The sequence below is a fragment of the Staphylococcus ureilyticus genome (assembly GCF_025558845.1).
GTDB lineage: Bacteria > Bacillota > Bacilli > Staphylococcales > Staphylococcaceae > Staphylococcus > Staphylococcus ureilyticus.
In genome coordinates, this window is the sequence record NZ_CP094825.1 from 1247961 (window position 1) to 1261786 (window position 13826).

14 protein-coding genes are annotated in these 13826 nt (G+C 32.5%); all 14 read right to left on the reverse strand.

Annotated elements, in window-relative coordinates; translation table 11 throughout:
- Nucleotides 1–37: 37 nt before the first annotated feature.
- The 14 genes from MUA21_RS06110 to rpsA all read right to left on the reverse strand — a co-directional run bounded on the left by MUA21_RS06110 (nt 38) and on the right by rpsA (nt 13734).
- Complete coding sequence (locus MUA21_RS06110; protein ID WP_262562179.1) at nt 38–640, reverse strand: DUF1405 domain-containing protein; 603 nt, start codon at nt 638–640, stop codon at nt 38–40.
- A 4-nt stretch (nt 641–644) separates the two neighbouring features.
- Nucleotides 645–1205 carry a YpiB family protein gene (locus MUA21_RS06115; RefSeq protein ID WP_262562180.1) on the reverse strand — a complete coding sequence of 187 codons (561 nt, stop codon included), beginning with the start codon at nt 1203–1205 and terminating at the stop codon, nt 645–647.
- A gap of 21 nt (nt 1206–1226) precedes the next feature.
- A complete protein-coding gene (locus MUA21_RS06120) occupies nt 1227–2474 on the reverse strand; it encodes a tetratricopeptide repeat protein (protein ID WP_046208232.1) in 1248 nt (415 codons plus the stop codon).
- Between the two features lie 3 nt (nt 2475–2477).
- Nucleotides 2478–3776 carry a 3-phosphoshikimate 1-carboxyvinyltransferase gene (gene aroA / locus MUA21_RS06125; protein WP_046208231.1) on the reverse strand — a complete coding sequence of 433 codons (1299 nt, stop codon included), beginning with the start codon at nt 3774–3776 and terminating at the stop codon, nt 2478–2480.
- Nucleotides 3777–3785: 9 nt separating this feature from the next.
- Nucleotides 3786–4853 (reverse strand): 3-dehydroquinate synthase, encoded by a 1068-nt coding sequence (aroB, locus tag MUA21_RS06130; protein WP_262562185.1) that lies wholly within the window; start codon nt 4851–4853, stop codon nt 3786–3788.
- A 26-nt stretch (nt 4854–4879) separates the two neighbouring features.
- Nucleotides 4880–6046 carry a chorismate synthase gene (gene aroC, locus MUA21_RS06135; protein ID WP_107525885.1) on the reverse strand — a complete coding sequence of 389 codons (1167 nt, stop codon included), beginning with the start codon at nt 6044–6046 and terminating at the stop codon, nt 4880–4882.
- Between the two features lie 388 nt (nt 6047–6434).
- A complete protein-coding gene (gene ndk / locus MUA21_RS06140) occupies nt 6435–6884 on the reverse strand; it encodes a nucleoside-diphosphate kinase (RefSeq protein WP_046208228.1) in 450 nt (149 codons plus the stop codon).
- A 124-nt stretch (nt 6885–7008) separates the two neighbouring features.
- On the reverse strand, nt 7009–7962 hold the full coding sequence (locus MUA21_RS06145) for a polyprenyl synthetase family protein (RefSeq protein WP_262562186.1): 954 nt from the start codon (nt 7960–7962) through the stop codon (nt 7009–7011).
- Nucleotides 7963–7988: 26 nt separating this feature from the next.
- Nucleotides 7989–8690, reverse strand: coding sequence for a demethylmenaquinone methyltransferase (locus MUA21_RS06150; RefSeq protein WP_262562187.1), 702 nt, complete (start codon nt 8688–8690; stop codon nt 7989–7991).
- Between the two features lie 17 nt (nt 8691–8707).
- A complete protein-coding gene (locus MUA21_RS06155) occupies nt 8708–9265 on the reverse strand; it encodes a heptaprenyl pyrophosphate synthase subunit A (protein WP_073342038.1) in 558 nt (185 codons plus the stop codon).
- A 326-nt stretch (nt 9266–9591) separates the two neighbouring features.
- Complete coding sequence (gene hbs, locus MUA21_RS06160) at nt 9592–9864, reverse strand: non-specific DNA-binding protein Hbs (RefSeq protein WP_019468914.1); 273 nt, start codon at nt 9862–9864, stop codon at nt 9592–9594.
- Between the two features lie 169 nt (nt 9865–10033).
- Nucleotides 10034–11032 carry an NAD(P)H-dependent glycerol-3-phosphate dehydrogenase gene (locus MUA21_RS06165; protein ID WP_262562188.1) on the reverse strand — a complete coding sequence of 333 codons (999 nt, stop codon included), beginning with the start codon at nt 11030–11032 and terminating at the stop codon, nt 10034–10036.
- A gap of 16 nt (nt 11033–11048) precedes the next feature.
- A complete protein-coding gene (der, locus tag MUA21_RS06170; RefSeq protein WP_046208224.1) occupies nt 11049–12359 on the reverse strand; it encodes a ribosome biogenesis GTPase Der in 1311 nt (436 codons plus the stop codon).
- A gap of 196 nt (nt 12360–12555) precedes the next feature.
- On the reverse strand, nt 12556–13734 hold the full coding sequence (gene rpsA / locus MUA21_RS06175) for a 30S ribosomal protein S1 (protein ID WP_073342036.1): 1179 nt from the start codon (nt 13732–13734) through the stop codon (nt 12556–12558).
- Nucleotides 13735–13826 lie beyond the last annotated feature (92 nt).

Sequence of the window (13826 nt, forward strand, 5' to 3'; positions counted from 1 at the left end):
AAATCCTCACTCCTTTATAAACATTTTACTGTGGACGTTAATAATGGTCAAATATTTTATCTTTTTTAAATAGAGTTAAACTTAAATATAAAACTAAAGGTATAACGCTTAACCAGAATGCTAAGTATGCAATTGCTTCAATGTGACTTGCAATAAAATCATAAAAAGGATATTGCATAAATACATAATCGATAATGTCATTATGAAACACCCATATCATCGCTACGAAAAAGGCAGAAATCGTCACTTTAAATCTTGGATAAAAAATAAAACCTTCAATTGCCATAATGCCGTGAGAAAGTATCAACATACAACCTGTAATTGTAATCATATCGTATTGAATAAAAAGAATGATATTCATAATTACAGCCCATACTCCATACTTGATTAATGTGACAAAAGCGAGTGCTTCGATGATTGGTAAGTTCTTGTTAACAATCAACCCTAGAATAGCAATACATAAAAATAATGATGCAGTTGGGCTATCAGGTACAAATGGTATAAATTGCCAAGTTGTAGCACTCATTTGTGAACCGTACCAAATATACCCGTAAACTGTGCCTAGTAAATTACATATTAATAAGAAATACAGCATACCTTTATTAAAAATGATAAGTTGCCATAGTGAGTAAATGTTCATATAGTCAATCCTTCGATAATGTATTAAGATTCCTCAACTTAAATGTATTTAGGATTTGAGTTAATTGATAAAATAAAGCTCTATCCTGAAGTTGCAGACTTAAGTCAATATTGTCTTGTAAATATTTGATAATAGATGATTCACTTTGTTTTGATAATGGCAAACCATATATATCTTGAATATATACGGCATAATATGGAGAGTGAAGTAATTGTGTTAACAATAAATCGTCTAATTTCGTATCTCTAGAATCTTCTTTATTTAAATATAATTTGATATCAAAAAAGATATTTTGATTTGCGATATAGTCAAATATTTTTTCATTATTAATATATTGTTGATCCTCTACTATAAGTTTTATGGCGATGTTGTCTGTATTCACAGTTGCAATTTCTAAAGTGTTATGACTGGGAATTTGCTCATCTACAAAGTATATTTTTTGTAAAAGTTCAGGTGAGGATTTTATCAAATTTAATACCCATACACTAATTCGAGATTTAAAACGATACTGAAATAATACGTATTCTATAAAACTTGCTTTTAATTGTTGTAAGGTATCAGTCAATATACTCACCTTCTTTACTTTTTAGAATGATTGCAATCTTTCAGCTTCATCATGCCAAGTTTCGTTCGATGGGTCTATTTCTAGCAATTGCTTTAAGATTTGTTGTGCTTGTTCTATATAACCTATTTCAACTAAATAGAAATAATAATCACTTAAAAATGCTGATTGCGTTCTCATGGTTGGATAGGCTAATTCAAAGAAATGTTGTGCTTCTTTATCTCGCTCTTCTTGACCTAAAGCATGTGCTACATGCCACATAAATACGGGATCTAAATCTTCTTCATCTACATATTGTAATAAGCTAATAATTGAATCGTAATCTTCTTCTTGTCTAAAGAAATCACTCAAGATTAAAAGTGGTTCTTGATAAGCATTATCTACGTCTAAGGCTTGTAGTAACAATTGTACACCTTCATTAGCATCTCCGTGTTCTATTTGAATACTACCTGTTGATACCATTAATTCTTTATAAAATTGACTCAAGCGCAACCCTTCTTTACCAATTTCAATGGCATCTGCATGATTATGCTCGTTTTCATATAATTGTTGTAGATAAAAGTAGCCCTGTAGGAAGTCTGGATCTTTTGATAATAGTGTTTGCACTAATTTGATAGCTTCCTGTGTTAAGTCATTTTTTTCATAAGCAATGGCTTTTTTGAAGTATATTTCTGAATCCATTTCATCTTCGCTGATTTCATTGAACATTGTGATGGCATCACTATAATTTCCACTTTGTAAGCTACAATCAGCTAAACGTGAGAATAAATTAACATTATTGATTTGATATTCTCCCGTTTCTAATACCGTTTCATATTCCGAAGAAGCACGTAAATATTGACCATCAAAGTAAAGTAATTCTGCCAATGCGAAGTGTATGATTGGGTCATTTGGTTCGATATCAATAGCTTCTACTAATTTATCTATAGCCACTTCAAGCATATTTAATTGTTGGTATAAATCTGCTTCTAGCATCAAACGTTCTGTAGATAGTTCAACAGTGCTTAAATATTCTAATGCTTCATCCGTTTGATCTTCCGCAATCAGTCCTTCAATGAAATAAATTAACAGTTCACTTTCATCTGGGTATTTGTGATAAAGTGTACGAAATACTTCAAGACCTTGTGGCATTAGTCCATAGTTATATAATGTTTCACCGAGTATAAAGAGCGCATCGTCTTTTGGAGAACTTAGCGCGTCATTTACCCGTGTATCTAAGTTATCTAGTTTTTGTAAGTTGATATCATCTATAAGTTTATAGATATCTTCCATACTTTATCCCTCTTTTTCTAATTGATTAAATTTAGCTAAGAAACCTGGGAAGGAAACATTGACTGCATCAAATTGATCAATCGTTAATGTATCACTAGTTAGTAAAGAAGTTACAGCAAGCATCATACCAATGCGGTGATCAGTAAAGCTATCCACTGTGGCAGTTTGTTCCAATCTTGATGGATGGATAATCATGCCGTCACTTGTTGGTTGTAAGGTGAAACCTAATAAATTCAACATGTTTGCCGTAGTGTCAATACGATTGGTTTCTTTGACCTTTAATTCTTCCGCCTCTTTTATAATACTTGTTCCATTTGCTTGAGTACAAAGTAAGGCGATAACTGGTAATTCATCAATCGCTCTTGGTACCAATTCACCTTCAATATGGATAGGTTTCATATTTGGTGTATATTGTACGCGTATTGAAGCGGTAGGTTCTGACCCATTAGTTTGATTGAATAAAGTTATATTTCCATCCATTTGTGTCACGATATCTATGATACCTGAACGTGTTGGATTTATGCCAACATTGTGAATTGTAATATCACTTCCTGGAGTTATCAACCCTGCAACAATGAAATATGCAGCTGAGGAAATGTCCCCAGGTACATGAAAATCAGTGGCAGTAATATGTTCAATACTATTTTCAGGTAATTGAATCATTTTATCATTGTAAGTAATCGGAATTTGATAATGTTCAAACATTGTTTCTGTATGATTGCGCGTTATACCTATTTCAGAAATCGTTGTTTTTTCGTTTGCAAACAAGCTTGCAAATAATATTGCACTTTTAACTTGAGCACTTGCGACTTCCATTTGGTATGATATGCCTTTAATTTGAGCAGGTTTGATGATTAAAGGCGTAAAGTTATGATTCACACCTGAAATATCTGCATTCATTAACGTTAGAGGTTTCATAATTCGATCCATCGGTCTTTTACCAATAGAAGCATCACCAGAAAGGACTGCTTCAATGCCTAGTCCGCATAATAATCCAGCAACTAAACGTGTCGTCGTTCCAGAATTGCCAGTATAGAGTACTTGATGTGGTGTTTGGAAAAATTTATATCCAGGTGAGTTTATTTCAATTTTATCTTCTAAAATTTCTATTTCGACACCAAGTAGACGGAAAATTTCTACTGTACGAATACAATCTTCACCAAGTAAGGGTTTATATATCGTTGACCTACCTGATGCTAATGAGCTTAAAATAATCGCTCTATGTGTCATTGACTTATCTCCTGGAACTTCTATTTCTCCAATCAGAGGACCATTTATATCAATTGTTTTACTATTAACCAATTATGCCACCTACTTTTTAAAATATGTTTGTAATGTCGTGAAACTCTCTACTAAAGTGGATTTATCGACATGTTTAACCACAGGATTTCCTATACCTTCTAATAAAACCATCTGTACGCCTTGTTGGTCATTCTTCTTATCTCTTAACATTAATTCATAAAGTGAATCGAATTTGAAGGTATTGATGATATTTAATGGATAATCTAGAGAACTAAAATAATTGACGTAATGTAAAATATCAAATTTTTGGTTTAAAATATGGTTCGATACGATGAATTGAAAAAGAATGCCAATCATCACGGCATGACCGTGTGGTATTTTAAATGTGTATTCAACGGCATGACCAAAAGTATGTCCTAAATTTAAAAATTTACGAACGTTTGATTCTTTTTCATCTTTTACAATATTATTTAACTTTGTCTCTATGCCTTTATAAATATAATATTCCATTTCATCTAAAGACGCTAACGTTGTCTTATCATAAAAATGTGATTCAATATTACGTACTGCATCGGCATCAGTTAACAATGCATGCTTATATACTTCAGCGTAACCACTCAATATTTCTGTATAAGAAAGCGTTGAGAGAAAATTCAAATCATAGATAACCGCAGTTGGTCTATAAAATGCACCAATTAAATTTTTACCGTGTTTTGAATTGATTCCCACTTTACCACCAACACTAGAATCATGTGCTAATATCGTCGTAGGTACTTGGATAAAATCAACGCCTCTCAATAGGGTAGCAGCTAAAAAACCAGCGAAATCACCGGTAGCGCCACCACCTACTGCAATGATGCAAGTATTTCTAGTCAAATTTTTGCTCAATAATGTTTCTATAGTCTCTGCATAATAATCTAAAGATTTTGTAGACTCACCTGACGGTACAACCAACATGTGAGCATCGTATTCAGATGTAATAAATTCTAATGTATCATCCCATTTTTGAGCAATTGTATTATCTACGACTAGTACAATATCTTTATAATTTTCAATGTAATGACGTAAATGTTTTAGCGCGTTATGTTCTATGATAATAGGATAATTATTAGTCTCATACGTAGTTTGTAATTTCATCGATATCACCTGGCTAATCTTATAATTTAGTATTCAATATTCAACAAGCGGCGTTCTTCAATTTGTGATTTTAATTGCTCGATATGATTACATTGGAATTCTTCTAATAATGCTTTTGCAAGTTCAAAAGCAACGACATTTTCTACTACAACACTTGCAGCTGGAACGGCACAACTATCAGAGCGTTCAACAGAAGCTTTAAAAGATTCTTTAGTATTAATATCTACTGAATTTAGCGGTTTGTATAATGTTGGAATTGGTTTCATAACACCATTGACAACAATAGGCATTCCGTTAGACATACCACCTTCAAATCCACCTAAATGATTTGATCCTCTGTAATAACCATTGTTTGTATCATAAAGTATTTCATCTTGTATTTCACTGCCAGGTTTTTCGGCTGCTTTAAATCCTTCTCCAAAACTGACGCCTTTAAAAGCATTAATACTTACAACCCCTTGAGCAATTCTACCATCTAATTTACGGTCATAATGTACATAACTGCCGATACCAATTGGTACTCCTTCAATAATAGTTTGTACAACGCCGCCAATAGTATCTCCTGCCTTTTTGGCGTCATCAATTTTATCTCTCATTTGTTGCGCAATATCATCATTAATCACACGGACATCATTTTTATCAATATTAGATTTGATTGTTTCAAGATCATAAGCTAAATCATCTTTAATACCACCAATTTCCATAACTCTACTATAAAAATGAATATCGAGTTGCTTTAGTAATATTTTCGATACAGCACCTACAGCAACTCGCGCAGCAGTTTCTCTAGCAGATGAACGCTCTAATACATTTCTTAAGTCTCGATGATTATATTTCATACCGCCGATTAAATCGGCATGACCTGGACGTGGTTTTGTAATGACGCGCTTCATGTTTTCTTGATCTTCATCACTAATAGGATCAGCGCCCATGATTTTTCTCCAATGTTTAAAATCATCATTTGTGACAATAAGCGTGATTGGACTACCAAGCGTATATCCGTTACGTACCCCAGATACAATTTCAACACTGTCTTTTTCAATTTGCATGCGTCTGCCTCTACCGTATCCACCTTGACGTTTAAACATTTCTTCATTTATATCGGTAGCATGAATTTCTAAATTTGCTGGCACACCTTCAATAATTACTGTTAGTTGTGGACCATGTGATTCTCCTGAAGTTAAATATCTCATTATTTACCCACTCCGTTCTTTAGTACTTTAAATGATTATATGTTCCTTATCTTATCATATTCAATTGTTCAAATTAACAGAAAAATTTCAAATAACTAAACTTTATAAGATTTCCTTACATACAACTATAACATCTGTTTAAAATTCAGTAATAACTTAAGATATTAAACGACTTCACTTTAGAATGCAATTGCAGCTTTTATACATAAAAAACACCTTCGCATAAATTCATTTTATTATGAATTTAACGAAAGTGTTTTGATTTTACGGATACGACCATGAATCGTATTTTTACTATCATTTTTTATCTTTATTGTTGAGCGTATTAAATAATTAAGTTAATAACGCATATCATCTTACATGTAATGGTGTATCGATTCAACGATGATTATTCGTATAACCATGCTTCACGTGATTCTGTAAAATCACTTAATTCTTCTTCATTAAACCAAAGATTGATTTCTTTATTAGCAGATTCAACTGAATCTGAACCATGAATAATGTTTCTACCTACAGTTAAACCAAAGTCTCCTCTGATTGTACCAGGTGTAGCTTCTGATGGATTTGTTGATCCAATAATGTGACGCGCAATATGTACTGCATCTTCACCTTCTACAACCATTGCAAATACAGGTGCAGAAGTAATAAAGTCGATTAAATTGCCATAGAATGGTTTATCCGTATGTTCAGCATAATGTTCTTCTGCAAGCGATTTAGGTACTGTCATTAGTTTAGCACCTACAAGTTTTAGTCCTTTACGTTCAATACGTGAAACGATTTCACCTATCAAATTACGTTGAACCGCGTCCGGTTTAATCATTAAAAATGTTCTTTCCATTGTGTGTTTATCCCCCTGTTAGTGATGTAAGTTTTATAAAAATACAAAACAAAATATTATAATGTCTTGAAGCACATTATAATATTAACAGTTAATTTAAGCGCTTTCAATGCTTTTCACACAATTATACGTTTCTTTTCCCTACTTTTTTAATAATTTTTTTAAATATTGGTTTAGCATCATCTTTTTCTAATTGATCAATAAGATGAAGCGCTTTGTCTAAATATCTATCGCTAATTGCTTGTGATTGTTTTATGACATCAGAATGTTTAACGGTTTGTATACATTTATCAAATAAGGATTGATCACTGTTTGGGCCAAGTTGTTCTATTTGTGATTTAAACTCAGGATTTTTACGCATTTCTAACAATACTGGTAACGTTAAATGGCCGTTCATTAAATCACTGCCCACTGGTTTTCCTAATTTCTTTTCAGTACTAGTAAAATCTAGAATATCGTCAACGATTTGAAAACTCATACCAATATAATGACCAATCATTTTCAAATTACGAACCGTTTTGGTATCAGCATGTGAAGCAATTGCTCCAACTTCTGTTGATAATTGTATAAGCAATGCAGTTTTACGTTTGATTCTTCTTAAATAATTAGTAATTGTTTGATGTGCATTGAATTGATCTTGAAACTGGTACAATTCACCCATGCATACTTCGACAATTGCACTAGATATCACTTTATGTACTCGGTTATCCTCAATATTTGAAATATGTTCTAAACCGACAGCTAATAGAAAATTACCTGTGAGAATTGCAGTGTCTTGATCCCATTTTTTGGCAATCGTTAAACTACCGCGACGTTTATCACTTTTATCAATAACATCATCATGTACTAAAGTAGCCATATGGATTAATTCGAGTGCTACAGCAACACGATAGACATCTTCATTAATTTCTTCGCCAAATTGACTACTTAATATTACAAAGGCAGGTCTTACACGTTTTCCGCCTGATGAAAATAAATGATAAGAAGCATCTTCTAAGGTTTGATCCTTACTTATTAATGCTTCTTCCAATCGCTGTTCAATTATTTTAATTTCATTGTTCATATTTAACTTTGACACAGTCATCACCTTTGGTTGTTTCATTTTTATTTATAGCCTAGGTGCATCGCTGCAACGCCACCAGTGAAGCTACGTACCTTAATATTACTAAATCCTGCTTGTGAAAATAAACGTTTTAATTTTTCTTTGTCTGGAAAATCAAAAGTAGATTGCTGTAACCATTCATATTCATCTTTCGATTTCGCAAATATTTTACCAAATATAGGCATTATAAATTTAAAGTATAATTTATAACATTGTTTAAATATTGGAGCTGTTGGTTGACTTGTTTCTAAGCAAACAACCATTCCACCAGGCTTTAAAACTCGATTTAGTTCTTTAAGCGTTGCAAGGTAATCAGGTACATTACGTAAACCAAAGCCAATTGTGACATAATTAAATTCATTATCCTCGAATGGTAAATGCATTGCATCACCATGAATGAGTTGGATATTTTGCATGTCCGCTGTTTTCTTTTTACCTACTTCAAGCATGTTTTCACTAAAATCTACACCTAATACTTCACCAGAAGGACCGACTGCTTTGCTTAAAGAAATGGTCCAGTCTGCCGTTCCGCAACAAACATCTAATGCTTTGCTACCATCTTTAACACTCATTTCTTTCATTACGCGTTTTCTCCATGTCTTGTGTTGTTCAAAGCTGATGATGTTGTTTAGGCGATCATATTTTCCAGAAATATTTTGAAAAACGTTATGTACTTGTTCTTTTTTTGCTTTATTATCTGCCATCATTGATTACCTCTTTTTTAATTAATTTCTAATTTAATTTCTTCTAAAAATGTATTTAGTTCATCTTTCGAATATTTTTTTAAATACGAAGGATGATTTTCTAATAAGTTTGCTAATAATTTTTGATTGATATCTGTTGTTTCCATGTTTGGTACGTATCGATTGATAGTAATAAGTGGAAATTTATTTTCAATTTTTAAAATAAAATGACCGATTTCTTCTTTGGGAATCACTCCGTTATGGATGGAGGATTTCATTTCATTAATTTCAACAATCGCTGAACTAATTTGCTTTTGAAAAATTGGATCATGTAACTTCGCTAATAATGTATAAAAGTGAGCGCTTAGTAAATCACCAATCAAAATGGCTTTCTTAGAGGATAAATTTTTGGAAACCTCATCTAAATGACGCATTGCAGTATCTATAGTGAGGCAAGCTAATTTAGCATCTTCAGGTATATCATAAGAATCAAGGATTTTTGCTAATACTTCATTTATATAAATAGCGTCATAATGATGTATACCTTTCAAGCGTTGGGTAATTTGTTTTTCAAAAATACTTAATGTCGTTTCCATGTTCACACCTCACGTTATTATCAATATACATATTAACATTATATAGGGAAAATTAAAATCAACGGTTTTCAAAGTGATAAATATATACGTTTTATGTATTTTGTGAATAGTAAAAATTATAAAAATAAATTAATTATGTTTGTTTATTATCTTTGTAAAAACTAAATTGATGTTTGATCACTTTAAAAATCTCTTAATATCATATCATCATATCGAATGATACCATATTAAGAGACTTAGTTTGCAATCTATTTTTATTTGTATTTAAAAGTTTTTACCAAAAGAAAAAAGCCCCTGTAACAAGGGCTTCACTTTTAAGTAAAGAATTATTTAACTGCATCTTTTAAAGCTTTACCAGCTTTGAATGCTGGAACTTTGCTTGCAGGGATATCAATTTCTTTACCAGTTTGTGGATTACGTCCTTTACGAGCAGCACGTTCACGTACTTCGAAATTACCGAATCCAATTAATTGTACTTTTTCACCTTTAGAAAGTGATGTTTGAATTGATTCGAATACTGCATCTACAGCTAAACCAGCTTCTTTTTTAGTTAAATCAGCTTGTTCTGCAACAGCATTGATTAAATCTGTTTTGTTCATTATGAATTCACCTCCCCTAGGGTTTATAATGATAACTTAATATCATTATGGTATGACTTTAACACAACGAATACTGCAACTGCAATGATTTATGTGTAAAAAACGTTGAATTAATAGGATTTTAATATCAAATTGTTATATATTTGCAAAAAAGTGTAATAGTTCTATCTTATTCGGCCTTTTTGCCCCGTCCCATTAAGTCTTTGACGCTTTCATCAACAGGTTGATTTTCAAACAAAACTCTATATAATGCAGTTGTAATTGGCATATCAATATGATGTTCTTTAGCTAAATTATAAACTGATTTTGTAGTATATACACCTTCAACCACCATATTCATTTCTTCTAATGCTTTTTCTAGTGATTTACCTTCACCTAATTTATACCCTAATGTATAATTTCTAGAATGAGTAGATGTGCACGTTACAATTAAATCGCCAATACCACCTAAACCTAAAAATGTCAGTGGATCTGCGCCTAATTTTTCACCAAGTCGACTTATTTCAGCTAAACCTCTAGTCATTAATGCCGCTTTGGCATTGTCTCCGAAGCCTATGCCTGAAATTACACCGCTTGCAACAGCTATAATATTTTTTAATGCGCCACCCAATTCTACGCCTACTAAATCATCATTCGTATAAACTCTTAAATAACCATTCATAAATAAATCTTGAGCTAGTTTACTCACTTCTGGTGATTTAGAAGAAGCAGCCACTGTAGTTGGTTGTTTGATAACAACCTCTTCAGCATGGCTTGGACCTGATAGTACACCAATACCTGCATTATGTTTAGAGCTAATTGAGTCTTCTAACATTTCAGAGACGCGTTTATAAGTATCGTTTTCTATTCCTTTAGCAACATGGATAAAAGTTTTTTTCGATGTTAAGTGTGAATCAATTTCACTTGCAACTTCCCTCATCGCTTTTGTAGGTAAAGCCATGAGATATACATCTGAATGCGCTATTGCTTTATAAATATCTGTAGTTGCATTAATTGATAATTCAAGTTGTGCATTTTTAAGATATTTAGTGTTTGTATGAAATTCATTTATTTCATTAACAGTCGTTTCATTTTTTCCCCACATTAATACTTGATGCCCGTTTTCAGCTAAGACATTTGCTAATGCCGTACCGAAACTCCCAGTACCAAAGACAGCTATATTAGACATGTAACCCCTCCATTTATTAATTTCTTCTTCTGGTTATGATGTGTACAGGCGTACCTTCAAATCCAAAGGCAGCTCTGATTTGATTTTCAAGATAACGTTTATAAGAAAAATGCATTAATTCTACGTCATTTACAAACACAACAAATGTTGGAGGTTCTATTGCAACTTGTGTAGCATAAAATACGTTTAATCGACGACCCTTATCTGTTGGTGTAGGATTCATAGAAATTGCATCTGTAATCACTTCATTTAATGTTGAACTTTGAACACGTTTTTTATGGTTTTCACTAGCTTCTAAAATATACGGGAATAGCGTAGATAATCTTTTTTGTTCTTTTGCTGAAACAAATGCGATTTGTGCGTAATCTAAAAATTGAAATTCTTTGCGTACTTCGTCCTTGAATTTCTTCATAGTATTTGTTTCTTTATCTACAGCATCCCATTTATTGACAACGATAACAATCGCTTTTCCTTCTTCGTGCGCATAGCCAGCAACACGCTTGTCTTGTTCTATGATACCTTGTTCAGCATCGATAACTACTAAAACAACGTTTGATCGCTCTATCGCTTTAAGTGCACGTAAAACTGAGTACTTTTCTGTATTTTCATATACTTTACCTTTTTTACGCATACCAGCAGTATCTATGAGCACATAATCTTGATCGTCATAGCTATATTCAGTATCAACAGCGTCTCGAGTTGTTCCAGCAACATTGGATACTATGACTCGATTTTCACCTAAAATCGCGTTAACTAAGCTCGACTTACCTACGTTAGGGCGACCAATAATTGATAAACGAATTGTATCCTCGTCATATGGATCGGGCTCTTCTTCTTTGAAATTTTTAACTACTTCATCTAATAAATCACCTAATCCTAAACCATGTGAACCAGAAATTGGATACGGATCTCCGAAACCTAGTGAATAAAAATCATAAATTTCATTTCGCATTTCAGGATTATCAACTTTATTCACTGCCAATACAACGGGCTTTTTAGATTTGTATAGCATTTGAGCTACCATTTCATCACTTTGTGTTAAACCTTCTCTAACATTTACCATAAAAATAATGACATCAGCTTCATCTATGGCAATTTCTGCTTGCGCTCTAATCTGTGTTTGGAATGGTGCATCACCTATTTCAATACCTCCAGTATCAATGATATTGAAATCATGAGTTAACCATTCGCCTGATGAATAAATTCTGTCACGAGTCACACCTGGTGTATCTTCAACAATTGAGACACGTTCACCTACGACTCTGTTAAAAATTGTAGACTTTCCAACATTGGGTCTTCCTACAATAGCAACTATAGGTTTAGTCATAACTAACTTCCTCTCTTTTTTAATCTCTATAATTCTATCATACGGGGTAAGTATTTCAAAAGAAATTATTAATGAATCAATTTAAATGACTTTCATGAAATACAATTAATTTATTGATTGATATGTATACTAAAAAAATAAATCTTGCCCTAACGTAAAAATAGGACAAGATTTATTTTTAGTCTTATGATAATTATTAAAACTTAATATCTTTAAGTTTATCTCCGAAAACATCACCTAGTGTTGGATTGTCTTCGTCTTCATTATTATCTAAATATGATTGTGTTGTTTCACTATCACTTTCAACAACATTTTCGTCAGGTAATGTTGCTTTAATAGAAAGTGAAATACGTTCATTGTCAATATCGACACTGAGTATTTTAACACTGACAACTTGTCCTGGTTCTAATACTTCACCAGGTGTACCGATGTGAGAATGACTGATTTCTGAAATATGAACTAAACCTTGCACACCAGGTTTGATTTCAACAAAGGCTCCAAAGCTTGTAAGTCTGACAACTTTACCTTCGATTTCTTCACCTTCATTGACTTCTCCTCTTAACGATTCAAACGGGCTTGGTAACGTATCTTTAATTGATAATGAAATACGTTCAGAATCTTTATCAACAGATTTTACTTTCACTTTGACTTGCTCACCAATTGAAACAACATCTTCTGGTGATTTAACATGCTCATGTGATAGTTCGGAAACATGTACAAGTCCATCTACACCACCAATATCGATAAACGCACCAAAGTTTGTTAAGCGTGCAACTTTACCTTCTATGACATCGCCTTCATTAAGATTATTGAGTAAGTCATCTTTTTTCTCAGCATTTTCTAATGCTTCTACAGCTTTACGACTAAGAATGACGCGATTATTTGCTGGATCTAGTTCTTCAACTTTTAATTTTAGAACTTGTCCTTCAAAATGAGAGAAATCTTCGATGAAATCAGTTGAAATTAATGAAGCTGGTACAAATCCTCTTTGACCAACATCTACTACTAAACCACCTTTTACAACTTCAGTGACTTTAGCCTCGATGATTTCATCATTATCTAATTTTTCTTGTAAAAATTCATATGATTTTTCAGTTTCTAATTGACGTTTTGATAAGATATAAGCACCTGTCTCATTTTCTTCGTCATATTCCACTTTTGTGACATATGCACCGATTTCGTCACCAACTTTAACAGCATCACTAGGATTATCAATATGATGTGTTGAAAGTTGACTTATAGGGATAATACCGTTAAATTTACCTCCGTTAACATGTACAATTACTTGTTTATCTTCAATTTCTTGAATTTCACCAGTAACTCTATCCCCTTCTTTAATTTCGTTAATCATTGATTCATTGAATTCTTCAGTCATCTTGTCTGCCTCCTTATTACACTACATATTTATAACATCTTATAATTTGACAGAATTGTCAAGGAATTCCACTTTATAGTGAATACTCTCAT

Bases quoted from the DNA above. Each gene is read 5' to 3' on its own strand.
- MUA21_RS06110 (WP_262562179.1), bottom strand. From the start codon at position 640: ATGAACATTTACTCACTATGGCAACTTATCATTTTTAATAAAGGTATG.
- MUA21_RS06120 (WP_046208232.1), bottom strand. From the start codon at position 2,474: ATGGAAGATATCTATAAACTTATAGATGATATCAACTTACAAAAACTA.
- aroB (WP_262562185.1), bottom strand. From the start codon at position 4,853: ATGAAATTACAAACTACGTATGAGACTAATAATTATCCTATTATCATA.
- aroC (WP_107525885.1), bottom strand. From the start codon at position 6,046: ATGAGATATTTAACTTCAGGAGAATCACATGGTCCACAACTAACAGTA.
- ndk (WP_046208228.1), bottom strand. From the start codon at position 6,884: ATGGAAAGAACATTTTTAATGATTAAACCGGACGCGGTTCAACGTAAT.
- MUA21_RS06150 (WP_262562187.1), bottom strand. From the start codon at position 8,690: ATGGCAGATAATAAAGCAAAAAAAGAACAAGTACATAACGTTTTTCAA.
- MUA21_RS06155 (WP_073342038.1), bottom strand. From the start codon at position 9,265: ATGGAAACGACATTAAGTATTTTTGAAAAACAAATTACCCAACGCTTG.
- hbs (WP_019468914.1), bottom strand. From the start codon at position 9,864: ATGAACAAAACAGATTTAATCAATGCTGTTGCAGAACAAGCTGATTTA.
- MUA21_RS06165 (WP_262562188.1), bottom strand. From the start codon at position 11,032: ATGTCTAATATAGCTGTCTTTGGTACTGGGAGTTTCGGTACGGCATTA.
- der (WP_046208224.1), bottom strand. From the start codon at position 12,359: ATGACTAAACCTATAGTTGCTATTGTAGGAAGACCCAATGTTGGAAAG.
- rpsA (WP_073342036.1), bottom strand. From the start codon at position 13,734: ATGACTGAAGAATTCAATGAATCAATGATTAACGAAATTAAAGAAGGG.